9 protein-coding genes are annotated in these 16,778 nt (G+C 59.2%); all 9 read left to right on the top strand.

Going from position 1 to position 16,778, the window contains the following annotated elements; all coding sequences use genetic code 11:
• Complete coding sequence (locus ACYQ01_RS08480; protein WP_459933400.1) at window positions 1-654, top strand: phage adaptor protein; 654 nt, start codon at window positions 1-3, stop codon at window positions 652-654.
• Window positions 654-1,544, top strand: coding sequence for a tail fiber protein (locus ACYQ01_RS08475; protein ID WP_459933399.1), 891 nt, complete (start codon window positions 654-656; stop codon window positions 1,542-1,544). Before ACYQ01_RS08480 ends, ACYQ01_RS08475 begins: the two co-directional genes overlap by 1 nt.
• A gap of 33 nt (window positions 1,545-1,577) precedes the next feature.
• Entirely contained in the window at window positions 1,578-2,078 is a 501-nt protein-coding gene (locus tag ACYQ01_RS08470) for a hypothetical protein (protein WP_459933398.1), read from the top strand.
• 25 nt (window positions 2,079-2,103) lie between these two features.
• Window positions 2,104-2,646 (top strand): tail fiber assembly protein, encoded by a 543-nt coding sequence (locus ACYQ01_RS08465; RefSeq protein ID WP_459933397.1) that lies wholly within the window; start codon window positions 2,104-2,106, stop codon window positions 2,644-2,646.
• A complete protein-coding gene (locus ACYQ01_RS08460; protein WP_459933396.1) occupies window positions 2,646-4,490 on the top strand; it encodes a hypothetical protein in 1,845 nt (614 codons plus the stop codon). The genes ACYQ01_RS08465 and ACYQ01_RS08460 overlap by 1 nt, the downstream gene beginning before the upstream one ends.
• Window position 4,491: 1 nt before the next feature.
• Window positions 4,492-5,784, top strand: a complete 1,293-nt coding sequence (locus tag ACYQ01_RS08455) for a hypothetical protein (RefSeq protein WP_459933395.1) — start codon at window positions 4,492-4,494, stop codon at window positions 5,782-5,784.
• Between the two features lie 392 nt (window positions 5,785-6,176).
• Complete coding sequence (locus ACYQ01_RS08450; RefSeq protein ID WP_459933394.1) at window positions 6,177-7,982, top strand: lytic transglycosylase domain-containing protein; 1,806 nt, start codon at window positions 6,177-6,179, stop codon at window positions 7,980-7,982.
• Between the two features lie 269 nt (window positions 7,983-8,251).
• Window positions 8,252-16,006 carry a PLxRFG domain-containing protein gene (locus ACYQ01_RS08445; RefSeq protein ID WP_459933393.1) on the top strand — a complete coding sequence of 2,585 codons (7,755 nt, stop codon included), beginning with the start codon at window positions 8,252-8,254 and terminating at the stop codon, window positions 16,004-16,006.
• A gap of 285 nt (window positions 16,007-16,291) precedes the next feature.
• Window positions 16,292-16,777, top strand: a complete 486-nt coding sequence (locus ACYQ01_RS08440) for a magnesium chelatase subunit ChlI family protein (protein ID WP_459933392.1) — start codon at window positions 16,292-16,294, stop codon at window positions 16,775-16,777.
• Window position 16,778 lies beyond the last annotated feature (1 nt).

Here is a 16,778-nt window from a genome sequence, read left to right as displayed (position 1 = left end):
ATGAAGATCCTCAAAGACTTCGAACCATTTGTGGCCCTGCACGTCGCTGGATGCCCACCGCTCGCCATGCGTGAAGCAGTCCGAGAAGCCCTTGAGACGTTTTGCGAGAAGACCCACATTTGGCAGGTCGATCTGCCGGCCATGAACGCCATCGCCGGTGTCGCCGACTACGACTTCCCTGTCGAACTCGACCAACGAGTCGTGACGGTCCTGAGCGTCAAATTCAAGGACTTGCCCATCGAGGGGGTGACCACCAAGCAGCTCGATGACGCTCTGCCCACGTGGAGTGCTTCCGGTACCGGGTCAACCCCGTTTATGTTCCGCGTATTCCTGGATGACGGGGCGCAGTTCATTCGACTGTTTCCTGTCCCGAGCGAAACCCTGAAGGGAGCGTTGAAAATTCGAGTAGCGGTCAAGCCGCTGTCCAATTCGGAGAACATCCCCGATTATTTCTACGAGGACTGGCGTCGGGTACTTGCGTCTGGAGCGATTGCCCGTTTGGCTGCTGTCCCGGGGAAAGAGTACACCAACGCTGACCTGGCCGTTTATCATGAAAGGCTGTTCCAGATGGGCATGGGTAGAGCCATGAATCGCTTGGCGTCCGGAATGACACGAAGGGGACTCCGTGTGCGGCCTAGGAGGTTTGGAAGCTGATGTCGTCCAACATCAAGATCAACAACTTCGCCAAGACCACGCTTGCACTTGGCTGCACGTCCACCGATACGACGCTGAACGTGGCCGATGCCTCGGTGTTCCCGTCGATAACTGGTGATGAATACTTCTTTTTGGTGCTGGAAGATGCCAGCCTCAACCGCGAGATCGTCAAGTGTACGAGCAAGGCGGCCAACGTCCTCACCGTTGAACGAGCTCAGGAGAGCACAACGGCGCGGGCCTGGAATCAGGGAGATCGGGTAGCCCTTCGCCTTACGGCCGGCACCCTGGAGGCACGCCTTTCGGAGATTTTAACAGCCCTGACAACCCGTCTGGAAACTGTGGAATCCAGCCTGGAGAGCTTTATTGAGAGTTTCAAAATCGGCGAAGTGATTCCCTGGCCAACGGAAGTCGTCCCGGCCAAATGCATAGCGGCGAACGGGGCGCAAAACCTGTCGCGCACGGCCTACTCAAAGCTCTATGGAGTTTATGGGACTCGTTATGGCGTAGGCGACGGGGTCAACACATTTGGCATCCCCGACTACCGAGGCGAGTTCCTTCGTGGAGACGACAATGGAGCCGGCCATGATCCTGATGCCGCCACACGCACGAACCGAGGCGACGGAACAACCGGCAGCGTGGTCGGCACAAAACAGGCGGAAAGCCTCAAAAAACACAACCACCCCATGGGCAACGGCGGCGGTGCGGACGGCGGCGCGGCCAAGCTAGACTATCAGGCCTGGAACAAGTCCGGCTCGCCCTACAACATATACACTCTGGACATGACCGCGACCGGTGACGCGATCAACCCAAACGCTTTCGCCAATGTGCCTCAGGGCCTGGAGACCAGGCCACGCAACGTAAGCGTCACGTGGATTATCCGCTACGAGTAACAAAAACTTATCATGGAAAATGGAGATTCGATCATGACGTATTTCAACGCTCTCCTTGGACAGTTCTCTCCGTACAGCTCCAAACTGGCCAATGTCCTGACCTGCCTCATGAACAGGACATTGGCCTCCGGCGGCCTGGCCATAAAGGCGGCTGCGTCGGCGGTCGTAAAAACAGCCGCGGCGATCTCGTACTCGATCAACGGGAAGCTCTACAGCTTTGCGGCCGGGGACGTGGCTTTGACGTCTGTGGCCGCAAGCACCGTCGCCGCCGGGAATGCCAGGGTATTCTTTCTGTTCCTGGACTCGGCCGGGGACTTTTCCATCGTCGCCTCGGATGAAGTCGCGGTCGCCAGCCTCGCCAGTGTGGCGGTAATGCCGGAATATGACTGCGACACCTTGGTCCCGTTCGGAGCGATCAAGGTGTCCAACGGCACGGCGAGCACGTTCACCCCCGGCACCACGGCGTTGGACACGGCCAGCCTGACTGTGGCCTATGTGAATCTCTCCGGCATCGTTTCCGGCCAGGCGATCTAAACCTTTCACGGAACGGGGAGACAACATGGTCATCTACCACTACGACCGTTCCGGCGTTTACCTGGGGTCGGGGGAGGCCACGCCTTCCCCCGCCGAAGGGCTTTTGCCGGACGGGACTCCCAAGGCGTGGATTGTCCCGGGTCTGGCCACCAGCATACAGCCCCCCAAACCGGGAGTGGGCGAAGTCCCTGTTTTTGACGAATCACAGCAGGCGTGGACGTTGAAGCAGGATCATCGCGGGACCTCCGTTTGGAACACCGAGTCTCTGGCACACATGGTGGTGTCAGGCCTTGGCCCGATCCCCGAAGGGTGGACAACATTGCAGCCGCAGGATGCGTTCCAGAAGTGGGACGGTTCCAAGTGGACTGTGGATGTGGACAGGATGGCTGAATCCGTGCGTGCCGAACGTAACGCCCGCCTTTTGGCCACGGATTGGACCCAGATGCCTGATGTGGTCATGGCCGATGATATCCTCCAGGCATGGCGAGTCTACCGTCAAGCCTTGAGGGATTTCATGACCGACTGGCAGCCGGGTAAGCGCTGGCCGGAGATTCCGGGTGAATCCTGATGCTTGTTGTCATCCAGGCGTTCGGGGGTGAGTCCCCGCGCACCTCCCCCCGCCTCTTGCCGAACAACATGGCTACCCTGGCCCAGAACGCGAAACTCTGGTCCGGGGAAATTCGCCCTTTTTTCAACCCCAGGACGGCTGTTGTCCCTTCGCATACGGGCGATCTCAAAACCATCTATTGGTACAACGACACCTACTGGCTGGCGTGGACCAACGTGGTGGACGTGGTTCGCTCGCCGCTTGCATCCGACACTGCCATGCGCCTGTACTACACGGGGGATGGCGCGCCAAAGGTGACCGACTCATCCCTAGTCGCGGTAAGCGGACACGGCACGAACTACCCCACCGACGAATACCTGCTGGGAATTCCCCGTCCGGAAGGCACGCTCACGGCTACGCCCTCCGACATCGGAGGCTCGGGGCTGGATCGTGACGTGGTCTACACCTACACCTACGTTTCCATCTGGGGCGAAGAGGGCCCGCCTCTTTCCCCCGTGTCCACCAAAATAACAGCCATGTCCGGTGAGCAGGTTGATCTCTCTGGGTTTGCTTCCCCTGGGACGAACTATCTCAATGTGACCAAGATTCGCATTTACCGTTCCATGTCAGGGGCGGTCAGCACAGTCTACCGCTTCGTGGCCGAAGTGGACATCGCAACGGTGGTGGCCTCGGGCTATCAGGACACTGTCCCAGACTCGTTGTTGGGAGAAGTCCTCGCCTCCAACAACTGGACACCTCCCCCTGAAGACTTGGCCGGACTGATGACCCATCCTGGCGGGTTCCTGGTGGGGTTCAAAGGCAACTCGGTGTACATGAGCGAACCGTATCGGCCTCATGCCTGGCCCTACGGCTACGTCTACGCTGTCCCGGCGAACATCGTGGGTATCGGCATCGCAGGAGACTCCATTATCTGCCTGACGCGAGACCACCCATATGTAATCTCAGGCTCCTCCCCAACCGCCATGCGCAGGGTAAAATTCCCTGAACGGCAACCTTGTCTCTCCAGGAGAAGCATTGTGTCGTTCGAGGGGGGAGTAATCTATGCCTCCCCAGACGGCCTTTACATGATTTCAGGAGAGACGAGCGGGCAACTCTTGACCCGTGACATCCTCACAAAAGGCGACTGGTATGCCTACAATCCATCCGAGATGAACGCTGTCATTATGGACCAGAAATACTATGGTTTCTACAAGACTAGCGTTGTGGATGGTGTTGCGCATGGGCGTGCTATCGCACTAGACCTCGCAGAGGCACAGTCAAGGTTCACGGAATTCGATCTTTATTGCCACGGTGCGCACGTTGTCCCTGACACTGATACTTTGTTCTTCTCGCGCAATGTTGATGGCCAAAACGTCATACAAGAGTGGGAAGGGGAGTCTACCCGTCTATTCTATACCTGGCGTTCCAAATCCTTCCCCATATGGCCCCAAAATCCTGCAGCAGCGATGGTGGTCGCGGACCTCACCCCGAATCTTTCTCCAGAAGAGGTAGAGAATATGGAGCAGGCCCGGGAGGCCAAGATCGCTGCGAACCTGACCCTGATCACCGCCGAGATAGATGGGGGGGGCCTGGGAGAAGATGAGTTTGGGGTTTTGGAAGTGGGGGCCTCCAGACTGGAAGAGGTCGGGGAAATTCTGTCTGACGAAAGCACAATCGCTTTCAAGCTTTATGTGGACGGAGAACTTAAGCATCAACAGTCTGTTATCCGTAGCGAGCCCTTTACACTCCCAGCCGGGTATGTCGGGCGTGAGATGCAGGTCGAAGTCACAGGGAACAGCCCTGTGAAGCAAATCGCGGTTGCGAGTTCAATCACTGAACTCTATGCCGTAAATGGAGATTCGTGAGATGAGTTTCGTTGCAGCACTCCCAGCGATTGCTTCTCTTACATCCGCAGGTGCTGGAATCGCCGGCCAACTATTGGGCGGTGGCCAGGATGATTCGGCAAAAGATATCCGCGACCTGAACAACATATATTCCTCACAGCAAATAAACTATGGTCTAGGTAGTTTTGCCCAAGGGCAACAGCAATTGAATTTATGGAATCAGTTGTTCGAGGAAATGGCCAACAGGTGGCGTCAGCAAACAGGCTCGCAGACCGACCAAATGCAGAGCGCTGAACAACTCTATTCTCCAGTAGAGGCCGCCCAGACACAGGCTATCCTTTCCGACTTGGGGCTCTATCAGCCATACAAGCAGGCTAGCGTCCAGACCGGTATCAACGCCCTGGACACGATCAACCGCAAGCTGACCCTGGAGAATGAAACCGAGGGTGCGCAGCGTAGCGCTATAAATGATGTCCAGCAGGCCTTGGATATGTCCACAGGGACGTACCGGCCAATGGAACAACGAATGCTCGGCCGGCTGGAGTCCGAAGCTGTCCCTGCGGCCGAACAGGCGTGGCAGGCCGCCCAGGACTACTTCAACACCATGAAAGAAGGCATTGATCCGAACACCTGGGCGGATCAGGCCGCTGGTGACGTCACTGCGCAGTTCGGCACGCAGCGGGCCGCCATGGGCCGCAACCGAGCTGCCATGGGCATTGATCCTTCCAGTGGCGTGGCCCAGGCCGCAGACTTGGACATGGCCGTGAACGAGGCCCTGCAGGGTGCGGGGGCATCCACCAAGGCTCGGCAGGCAGGCATCCTGCAGAACCGGCAGGACTACGGTGTTGGCCTCCAGGCGCTTCAAGGCGGAGCAAACAACCTGGCCGGAACGCTAAATACCATCACAGGGACCGTGCAAAAGGGGCCCATGTCGTTCGGCCTGCCCATTTTCAATAATACCATGGGCTTCAACCCGACCACAGCCAAGACCATGATGATGGACCCGGCGTCCAGCTTGAGCGCAGGAGCGCTCATGAAGCAGTACCAGACAACCCCAGACAGCATCTCTGGTGTCATGTCGCAGCTTGGGTCTATGTCCCAGCAAAATTTACAGAATCTTTTCAATGCATACGAGAGCGCAAAGATAAAACAATCTGGGAGTAGTGAAAGTTCATCTGGAGCCGGAGCGGGGGCACTTACCGGTTTTGGGTTGGGTGGACTGCTGAGTAACAACGGGCAGAAAAGCTTAGGAGCTCTTGCTGATCTTTTCAAAGGAAGCGGCGGTACACAATCAATTGGCCGACTGGGTAGCTAGCTTTTGACCTGTTTCGGTCTAGGGAAGGAGCAGTCATGAGCACTGATCGTTTTTTGCTTGGTCTTGTTGGAGCCCTTCAGGCGGCTCAAGATCGAGATGTCAGACAGCAGCAACTTGATCGTCAGAACCAACTGCTGCAGGTTCAGCTTGCCAATTCCGATGTTGAACGTGAGTGGCGAAAGGCAGCGACTGATAAACTTCGCTCTGAAGTCGGTGATGCAGGGAGTCTAGCCGATTTCGCTGCAGCGATGGCCGGTGCGACTCCTGGGGCACCCTCTCCCGTCTCTTCGATAGGAGCGCCCCCGTCTTCGTCCCCTACGGCATCAGCAACCCCGGCCTCTTCGACGGAAGCCCCTCAGGCACCAGCGCAGCCAGGAATAAGGCCTACATCAATGGACATGGAAGATGTGAATCGCGCCGTAGCTGTACTTCCACCGGGGCTGCGCACCGTGGCCATTCAGGAAATCGCCAGAACGGGAATGAGCCCGGCCTTGGTCGCTGCTATCCCCATGCTGGTCAAGCAAGAAAGCGGTGGTCAGCAGTTTGGTCCTGATGGTTCCGTTCTGAAAAGCCCCAAAGGCGCTCGTGGAATTTTCCAAATTATGCCTGGGACCGCCGGAGACTTGGGCATCAACCCGGATGACCCGGCCCAAAACGTTCAGGGCGGCATTCGCTATTTGGCTCAGATGGGGGAACGATTTAAGGATCCTCGTCTGGCTTTGGCCGCGTACAACGCCGGCCCTGGCGCCGTGCAGAAGGCCGGGGGTATTCCGAACATCCAGGAGACCCAGGACTACGTGCGAAAGGTAGGAGCGGAGCTCCCCGCCGACTCTTATGATGTGGCTGCCGGTAGCAACCAGGCTTCGGACGCCTATCCGGCTATACCGTCCGCGCCAAAGTCGTCCGGCCTCCCTGGCTCCGCTGCTGGAGGCGCTTCGCCAACAGAGCAGATGGTGGGTATCAACGCATGGGAACGTGAGTGGACGGCCAGGGCAATGTCACAGCCCGGCCTGTCCAAGTCCGGGCGAGCACAGGCCGTTGATTTGGTGCGCAAGGAGGCTGAGCGTAGGCGTAGCGAACTCAAGTTTCAGAACACCGAAGCGCATTATCGTGAGAGCATGGACATCCAGGAACGAAACTTCAGGGCGCGCGAGGAAGCGCGAGGCATTACGGAGGAGATGCGCCGGGCGCAGGCCGACATGAAGGAGCAGGCCGCTTCCCTGAAGGCTGAGCAATCCGCGGCGAAGGACACTTACACTCGATCAAAAGATCGTCGTGAATTCATCGGGCGGTTGGTGAATGACGCTGTCCCCTCATTCGAGGCAGACGAACTTGGAAACAAGAAACCGTCTGCCCTGCCGGGCGTGGTGCGTTCCGTGGTGTCCTCGCTGGATAGCAAGTACCGCTTCCAGGAAGATCATATCCCGCGAGTGGTTCAGGAGGCAGCGGAATTGGCTTCCAGTGGGGCTGATGCCAAGGACATTTTCACCGTCCTTTCAGAACGCATTGACGCCGAATGGGATGCTCAGGTGACAGCATCTCCTGAATTCCAGGCTCGTGTAGCTGCTGAAATGTTGAATGCTGGCCAGGGCAAACTGGAAAGCGAAAAGGACGCCGCTCCGAAAAAAGGCTCTGAGAAAGGGAGTCCCCCTGAGGCCCCCGTCACGGAGCAAACTTCAAAGAAGGAGAAGCAGGGAGACGTTGAACGCAGAGAAGCTCTCGCTTTTTCTTCGCTCAAGGCTGCGCCAGAACCCATTTCAAGCAACGTCGATCCAGCAGATGTTCCGCAATATTTGAAGGATGAGAAGCGTTACAGAGACCAACGTAAGGGTGATCTTCGCCTTTTACGAAACGTGGGCATTCCCACGGACAGTCGTTCGTGGGGTCAGGTTGTCGATGTGCTTGATCGTGCCTTCGTAAGGCCAACCAAAGACGCTTTGACCGGAGCCGCGTCCCTGGCGGACACCGCGATCGGTCTCCCTATCCGTGAGGCGGGGAGAATAATATCTGACGCCTATGAACGCAACTTTGGTGAAACTGGTCACCAGAACGATATCGATATGGCGATTCAAGCTTACGAGAGCGCCAGCCCCGATGTACGCGCCGCGATGGACGTCCAAGCCCGGAGGAAATGGGGAGTGACGATTTCCGAACTGATCCAAGAACACAAGAAGTCCCGAGACAAGGGGGCCGAATAATGGCAGACGTGAACAGCCTCACAGCCCTGTACTCTCAGTCCCGGGCACTCCAGGAACAGTATGGAAACCTCAACAACTTCCTCAAGAAGTATGGTTTAGCTTCGGAGCCAACACCTCCAGAGCCTGGCGTGATGGATCGCGTTGGTGTCGGCGCCAAGACCCTGGGCCTCGGGCTTTGGGACGCTGCCATGAATCAGCTCCCCGCGACTGTAGCGCGCGTCTACCGAGCGGGCGACGTAGGCGACCCTCGGGCGGGGTCCTCCGGCTTGGTGAACTCCTTCATCGATGAGCAGACCAAGGACACTCAGGGCGTGCAGGGAAGACTCTCACCACAGGAGCAGAGCCAGGAGGTGGTTCCTGGGTTCACCGTGCCGTTCACGGACTTCAAGGTCCCATCCATCACGGGGAAGGACATTTTGAGCGGTGTGGGGAACCTCGGGTATTCGGCCCCGTCCATGATCGCCGGCCTGGGGGCTGGTGCGTTGGCCTCGGAATCCGGCCCTGGAGCCATAGCCGCGGCGTCTGCGACTGCGGGTGCGGTCGGCGGTGTCATCGGCTACCGGGCGACCAAGGATCAGTTCGTTCAAGAGGCCACCGAGCACTTTTTGAAACAACGCCCAAAGTCCTCCGAGCAAGACGTACTTTCCTTCCAGAAAAGCATTGAGCCCCTGGCCACGGAATACGGCTTGTGGGAAGCTGGACCGGAAGCGGTGAGCCAAGCCGTTACCGCCGGGCTCATCAAGTTGCCTGTGGCGGACATGCTCTCCAAGGTCTTCCCTGCGCTCAAAGCCGCAGGGCCCGTGATGAAAGCCAACATCATGGGCAAGGTCGCCAGTGGCGCCATCAAAACCGGAGCCGATCTCGGTGAGGAGCTTACCACCGAGACAATCACGCAGAAGAACCAGGGCCGCATCGAATCTGAAATGGGGATGCGGGACAAAGCCCCGACGTGGGGCGAGTCCTTCCAGGAAGTCTACCCTCAAGTTGTGCCGATGGTAGGCGTGACGATGGGCGCGGGCGGCCTGCACAATATGGCGCTGGAACGTGCTCGGGCAAAGCGACAAGCAGCGGATGACGCCCCCAAGCCAGAGGCTACAGACTTGGCCCGAGAGGCGACCGCCGGGATTGACTCCGTCGTCAACGAACTCAAGGGGGAACCTGTTCCCCAAACGCCTCCGGCTCCATTCCAGGGAGTGGACGCCCATGATCCCGTTTGGAACCTGCGGCAGATCGACTTAAGCGCCAGACAAGTCCCTGGCCAACCGAAAATTTCTGACTATTTCAACCCGGCCACGGAGCAGGCTCTGGCCATGTTGCGTGAAGGCTCGACCGATCAAGCGCCCTTCGCTCCCGTTGGTGAGGGCATGCCTCTCTGGGATGTCCGACGTATCACCCCGGAGAATGGCGACCTTTCTTCCCTGGTGGCTCCGTCTCCCCTGGATCAAGCGCTGGAGAAAATTCGAGCGATGAATGCGGCCCAGGAGCGGGACCGATTCAACGCCAACCTGCCGGCCACGGACCATGAGCGCGCGCTTGCCCCTGTCGAAGAAGCGTCTACTCATGACCCTTCCGGTTTGGCCCAGCTTCAACTCCCTTCGGCCCCAGCCAGGCAAGGTCTTCCTTACGGGGGGCAAGTCGCCCCCGACAATGCCAGGCGTGACCTCCCGGTCCCCGGCACGGCCATCCCGATGGAGGGGCGCGTGGATGTCGGTGAAATGCCGCCGTCTGAACGTCTCGCGCCCTCTCTGCCCGATGTGGACCGTCTACAGGCCCTGGCCGATGCGTCAAAGACAACGCCCAGGGCGGTTGAAGAACCCCAGCCCTCGCCGGTGACGGTAAGGCCGGAATCACCTCCGGCTGCGGATGGGTTGGATGGCCTCATCATGGACAAGTCGGGCAAGCCTTTCAAGGACAAGACCATCAACCTCGCCGTGGCGCAGTCCATCAAGCGCGGTCGAAACGTCGAGGCTGTCCAGATCGGCCCGAACCGGTGGGGGATGCGCCCGGTGGAATATCTCCATGGAAAGGGCGAAGATTCTGTGGTAAGGAAAACCCAACAGGAGGATGGAGATGCTCAACGGAACCCTGACAGCGTCGGACGTGGATTGGGAGAGCCCGGAAGCCCTGACGGCCTTGCTCCTCACCTCGAAGATACTGGACGACGCCTCAGAGGCGGAAGGACGGAGATCGCCCATTCAGAAGGGCGAGACGTTGGGCGATACGAGATTCGAGAAGCCGACGACCTGATTCCGTCCCACGACGCCAACCGGGGCTTCATCAAGCACAACGCCTACCCGGAGAATGTTCAAGAACGCCCCTACCATCGTGACCGCGCCGAACAACAAAAGGTCACACGAAACGCTGCACAGTTAGAACCCGCCTACGTCGTCAACGACAATCCCGACGCCATCAATGGACCGCCTATCGTAACCGAGGACGGAGTTGTTCTTGGTGGAAACTCGCGCGCCATGTCGATTCAGATGGCCTATCTGGATCACGCAAAGAACGCAGACGCCTACAGGCGCTCTATTGAAGAAAAGGCTGAGCGTTTCGGCCTCAAGCCGGAAGATGTGGCCGCAATGAAGCGGCCTGTACTCGTGCGAGTTGCAGAAGGCCAGATGGACGAGAAAACCCAGGCCCGTAAGGCACGTCTTTACAATCAAACAGCCATGCAGGCTCTCGATCCCAAAGCCGAGGGCGTCTCCAAAGCCAGGATGGTGACGAACGAAACAATGGGAACAGCCGCCCGAGGTATGGGCATGTTCGACACCCTTCGTCAGTACCTGGGAGACAGGGCGTCGCGTGATCTTGTCGTCTCACTGGAGCGCGACGGGATTATCGAAACGGCTCGGCGCAACATCCTTGTGCACGAGCGCTCCGGTTTGCTCACCGACGACGGAAAGAAGCTGGTGGAAAACGTGTTGCGAGGAGCAGTCCTTGAAGACTTCGACCTGATCGCCAACCTCCCGGACGGCGTGCGCAACAAGCTGGATCGTTCTCTCCCCTCCTTGTTTCGAATCAAGATGCTCGGTGGCAGATGGGATATTGTCCCGGACGTGCGTCAAGCTGTACGGCGCTACGCCGAATTTGTGGGATCAGGGAAAAAGTACCTTGAGGATTTTCTTGGCCAGGGATCTTTGCTTTCCGACAAAGAGGACTCCAACAGCGTCAAGGCACTCCTCAATGCCTTAGAATACTCCAAGCCAACAGTGATGGCCGAAATGTTCGGTCGCTATGCAAGCCAAGCCGAGTCGTCCGCAAAGCACGAGGGCCAAAGTGTTCTGCCCGGAATGGCTGAGACGGTGGCGAACCCTGTGGCCACCTATAAGAGTTTGGAATTGGACTTGCTTAAATCCGCTGGGGTGAAAATCCCAGAAGCACCCCACCTGTCCGCGTCCAATGCAGAAGTTACCTCCGGCGAACAGGAGGGGGGTCATCCTGAGGCGGGACGCATTGACCTCCCCCTGGGCGAAAAAATCGGCGGTTCGCGCAAGGGACAGGAGCAGACGAAAGAGGAAAGGCCGCAGTACAGCCGGAGGGATAAGCGCGCTTACGACTTCGTGGAAGCCCCGTGGGGCGGGAACAAGTTCGGGGAAATCAGCGCTCCCACCGCTAAAAGGATGGGGTCGCTTCCCGGTGAGATAAGACTTCAGCGTGGTTGGCACGACCCGAAGACCGACAAGGGCTTCGGGGAAGTCCACATCTGGGAGGGGCACCAGAACAAAATTAAGGCTATAGGATTCCAAAACGCACGGGATTTCGTGGCTGACCTCCTTTCGCAGTGGGAGGAGTTGCATATCGCCAAGGGAGCGAGGGAATCCGGGAAGCCCGTGAATAAGTGGGCTGCGATCATTCGCGGGGAAGACTCCCGCCTGGCTGTACTGGAGTTTCGGAGGGAGGCGGGCGGGTTCTATACCGTGACCAGCGCGTATACCAAAAGCGCCCGCTCGCTGGGAAGCCAGTTCACAAGCAGTTCGCTCCTGGTGCGGCGGCCACGCGCTACATCCTCGTCCGGGCAGTCTGGACCCCCCGTTTACCAACGCCTGTCTTCTGCGTCCGGGAAGACGGCGCAATCGGCCTTGGGGGTCAGGAGCGATCTTGGCGCTGATATAAGCACGAACCGTGATCCGCGCAAGGGGAATGTCATCTCCCTGCGTGAAGCCCAGGGCCTGTTGGAGCGCTCGGGGCTCTCCCCCCTGGCCGAAGCGTATGAATCCCTGGAGATGATGCCGAAGGCCGTCCAGGACGTTTTGCATGCCACCAATGGTGAAGAGGAGCCCGCCTTTTTCCACGGGGGCAAGCTCTACTTCAATCTCGCGCACACCCAAGACCGCGCCGACCTAGCGCGGTCCATCGCGCACGAGATCATCCACCCGGGCGAGGGGGCCTTCGCGCGCAAGCTCGGCCTGCGCATGGGCGTGCGCGAAGCCCAGATCAGCCTGAACAACATCAAGGATCGCATTTTCCATGACTACCGGAAGGAGATTCAGACGCTTCTGACCGAGTATGGCTACAACCAAGACTACGACATCCGCACGTTGGAAGGACGGCGCGGCATCGTCGGCGAACTGCTGGCCACTCGTTCGGAGACGTTCGCTCCCAGGTGGTATGACAAGGTGGCCGCCCTGGTGGCGCGCATCGTCAATGGGGTTCGCGCGAAGATGGGCCTGGGGCCGATGAGGTTCGCCGAGGCCGAGATGCGCGAGCTCATTGGCGGCATCAGGGCCGCCTTTGCCGAGGAGCAAGGCGGCATGGTCGCGGGGGCGGGCAAGATGGCTCCGGCGTTTATGCGCCAGTCTGAAGCGAAAGAGTGGGCGCGACAGCTCGATGAGTTTGCGGCGGGGCGCGCAATCCCCGGAAAGCCCCTGACAGTAGGAACGACGCCCAAAGTGCTTCGACTGCTTGGAGCCGACAAGCTACCGATGACCATGAACAGCGACAAGATTGCTCGAATAACTGGGAAAGACCACAACATCCTACTGGAGACGTTGAAAGACCTCCCAAGGGCGTTGGCTGATCCCTACATGGTGTTCGACTCCAATTCTCAAACAGACAGTCTCACCGTTCTCACGGACCTATTGGAAGACAAAAAACCGATCCTCGCGGCAATTCATCTGAACACCCGTGAAGGCCGAGTGTCTGTCAACCGTGTTGCAAGCGCCTACGGCAAAGACAATCTAGTCGGTTTTTTGAGAAAGCAGGAGTTGGAAAGGACGATTCGGTATGTCAACAAAAGGAAAACCTCGGAAGGTCAGAGATCCCGTAGGCTCCAATTGCCGAAGGAGATGACCTTCCGAGGCAGAGAGAAAGTATTCACTGAACGGGATTTAGGCAACCCCTTCGATGAAGAAATTTCCGGTCCAAAACATCCCCTGTTTCGTCGGGCGGCCCAAGTCGTTTCCGACACCACCCTGGTCACAGACCTCAAAGGAGAACTGCGCAACGACCTGTACAGGTGGCAAAAAGCTCTTTCGCTGCCACACTGGATCGCCAAACAGTACCCCAAGTTCACCGCGCTCTACGACCGGCAACTGGCTCGTGTGGATGAACGTTTGACCAAAGTCCACGACGCCATGGAGTCCGCGCAGTCGTTCTACGATCTGCCCAAGACCTCGCTGGAAGAGGCCCGCAAAGTCATCTGGGCCCTTGACGGGCAGAAGGTTGAAGGGCTTGGTGCCTGGTCCAGGTCGGACGGGAAGTTCGAAAATGGGCGCACCCGCCTGGCCCTGGAGGATGCGCACTACATCGCCCTGGAGCGGCATATCAAAGACGAACTCGAGGCCAGCGGTAAGGTGGCGAAGGCCGTAGCTGACGTGCGCCGCTCCCTGGATCAGGGCTGGGTAGACCTCTACAACAAGTTCGCCTCGAAAAAGGAGGCTGCGGACAGCGAGATTGCCAACCTGCGCTCGCAGATGGGAAAGATTCACAACTACTTTCCCCACAAACGCTACGGGGATTTCTACATTCGCGCCGTGGATCAGGAAGGCACGACCGTCTACCGGGAGCACTTCGACATGCTGTTCGGCAGCACAGAGGAGAAGCGGAGGGTTGGCCAAGAGCGCCTGAAGCGACGCGCACAGGAGATGGTCACCAAACTGTCCGAGAGGTTCCCTGGCTACTCCTGGGAGTACGGTGACACGGCCAAGCTCCCTGAGGCCGTGTACGAGTTCCCTATTCCGGTGGACGCCCTTCAGCAGATCGTCAACGCGGGGACGGACAAGCTGCCTGAAGGGAGCCGCAAGGACGTCAAGAACGCCCTTGATCAGGCTTTTGCGGACGTCCTCAAGGAACGAGGCTTTGGGTCCTCCTTCATCCAGCGCCAGAACGTCCCTGGTCATGAGATGAAGGACGTGCGCAGGGTATTCCATGACCATCTCACAGGCCTGTACGGCTTTCTCACCAAGATGGACGCCGCCCGAGATTTCACCAGGGCCATGCGAGACATTGACGCCAGGCGAGAGCCCAGGCTCTACGAATACGCCCAGCGGTACATGCAGGACATGCTTCAGAACGCCGGGAAGGTGGACCAGACGGTCGCCGCGCTCAAGGCCATTGGGTTCGTGAAGTACCTGGGGCTGCGCCTGCCCACGGCGGCAATCAACCTGACCCAGAACATCATCTCCGGCATCCCCGTGTTGTCCATGCACACGAAGAGCGCCGCAAGCCGCTACTTCTGGACCACGGCCAAGGATCTTTTGACCTTCGCCCGCTACGCCATGACTGGAAGGCTGGACAAGGCCAAGGGGCTCACCCCGGACGAAGCCGCCTTCCTCCGGGAGGCCTACGCATCGGGACATACCCAGGCCGCGTTCGTGGAGGACATGCAGCTTCGCGTGGCGGACAGCGCCAGAGCGAAGGCCATGCAGAAAATCATGCAGGTAGCGGGATGGCCCATGGCCGTGACCGAGAGATTTAACCGCGCGACTCTCGCCCTGGCCGCCTACCGGGCCGCGCGCGAAGGCAAGGTCATCAACAAGCAGACCCTGGCCAAGTTCGACATGTCGGCCGGGCATCCGGCCACGCACGAACAGGCCAGCGCCTTCGCCAGGATGGTCACGGACGACGCCCATTTTGTCTACGACAAGGGGAACATGCCCCAGCCGCTACGCGGGACCGACATGGGCAAGCTCGCCTCGACGAGCTACCAGTTTCGTCGGTTCAGTCACAACATGATCAGCCTCTATGCCGAGATGATGCGCTCGGATCGTGGCAAGCAGGCCATGCTCCGGCACATCGGCGTCCTGGTGGCCCTGGGTGGGCTCGCCTCGGTTCCGCTCTACCGCACCATGCTGGCGGCCATCATGCACACGACAGGAGACGATGGAGAAGAGCTCCTTCGCCGGATGGGCGTAGGTGATTTGGTCATCTACGGCTTGCCCTCCCTGGCCGGGCTCTCGTTCTCCGGATCGATGGGCATGGACATCCCCGTCGTCTCGGAAATGACGGACAAGCAGGGCAACCCGATCTGGGACCTGCTGGGCATACCGGGAGCGTTCGTGCGTGAAACCCAAGCGTCCGCGGCGGCGCTCAGATCCGGGCGCCCGGACAGGGCTCTCGCCACATCGCCGTTGACTCCCTCCATCATTCGCAATGCGGCCAACGCCATCCGCCTGGACGAGGAGGGCGCCCGCACACTCTCCGGGCGCCCGATTCCCAGGCCGGGAGACAGGCAGGCCATGAAACTGACGAAAGGACAAACGTGGCTCAAGGCCCTGGGCTTCCAGCCGATGGAGATGGACAAGGCATGGCGCGTGTCCGAATCCCTGGAGGCGCAGAAGGAATTCGTTCAGGAGGCGAAAAGCGCGTTCGCCAGCCGGTATGTCAACGCCCTCAACGCGAAGGACGTCGCGGCCGCCAGGCGCGTCTTGAAAGAGGTTCAGGAGTGGAACGCCCGGGCGCTCCGGGAGAAGAAACGCCACATGGTCATCGACTTGAAGGCCGCTGTGCGAAGCAGGATGCAGCCGGTGCGACCGCCCAAGCAATTCCGGGCCAGGGCCAAGGAGATGGTGGAGGGAAGGCAATGAGGGAGGCCCCGCTTCGGCGGGGCCTTTTCTTTGGCTTCAAAGAACCGTCTTGTTCCCAAACCAGAACGCGAGCGCGGCGACGCCGAATCCGATCACTTCCCCGAGGAAGTAGTGCTCCGAGATGCAGATGAAGCCGATTGATCCGAAAATGATAATGATCGCCCAGATGATGACGCTGGATGTGTCCATATAGAGTAGGTGAATGCACTTCGTAGGCGTTCTAGTCAAGACGCCTTATTCGGGTTGGTCTTTTCTTCCCCTAGGTCAGTAATTCGGCGGCAAAAAGTGAAGCCGCATCCGTGCGGCTACTATGGCGACGACCGCCACGCCTGCCTGTGCGGCCAGACCAAGGTTCGGGCCTATCGGGCCCGGGTTTCGGGGCCGCTGCTCGACCGCATCGACCTTCAGGTGGAGGTCCCGGCCGTGCCCTACAAGGACTTGCGGCAGGACTCGGGAAAGGTCAGCTCCGCAGAGATGCGCGCCCGGGTGCTGGCCGCCCGGGCGGTGCAGGCCGCGCGCTTCGCCGGCACGTCGCTGTTTTCCAACAGCCAGCTTTCGGGCCGTTCCCTGAGCGCGTTCTGCCCGGTGGGCGACGAGGAGCACCGCTTCCTCGAAGCGGCCACCGCCCGTCTGGGCCTGTCGGCCAGGGCGTACACCCGCATCCTGCGCCTGGGGCGCACCATAGCCGATCTGGACGGCCTGGAGCGCATCCGGGTCGAACACCTGGCCGAGGCCGTGAACTATCGCAACCTGGACCGGGAATACGGGTAGG

It is taken from the genome of Fundidesulfovibrio butyratiphilus (assembly GCF_054657235.1).
Note: the sequence above shows the minus strand (reverse complement) of the source record. Positions and strands in the feature narration are given on the sequence as shown.

Coding starts and splice junctions, on each gene's coding strand:
- ACYQ01_RS08460 (WP_459933396.1), top strand. CDS start 2,646: ATGCTTGTTGTCATCCAGGCGTTCGGGGGTGAGTCCCCGCGCACCTCC.
- ACYQ01_RS08470 (WP_459933398.1), top strand. CDS start 1,578: ATGACGTATTTCAACGCTCTCCTTGGACAGTTCTCTCCGTACAGCTCC.
- ACYQ01_RS08475 (WP_459933399.1), top strand. CDS start 654: ATGTCGTCCAACATCAAGATCAACAACTTCGCCAAGACCACGCTTGCA.
- ACYQ01_RS08450 (WP_459933394.1), top strand. CDS start 6,177: ATGGACATGGAAGATGTGAATCGCGCCGTAGCTGTACTTCCACCGGGG.
- ACYQ01_RS08465 (WP_459933397.1), top strand. CDS start 2,104: ATGGTCATCTACCACTACGACCGTTCCGGCGTTTACCTGGGGTCGGGG.
- ACYQ01_RS08480 (WP_459933400.1), top strand. CDS start 1: ATGAAGATCCTCAAAGACTTCGAACCATTTGTGGCCCTGCACGTCGCT.
- ACYQ01_RS08455 (WP_459933395.1), top strand. CDS start 4,492: ATGAGTTTCGTTGCAGCACTCCCAGCGATTGCTTCTCTTACATCCGCA.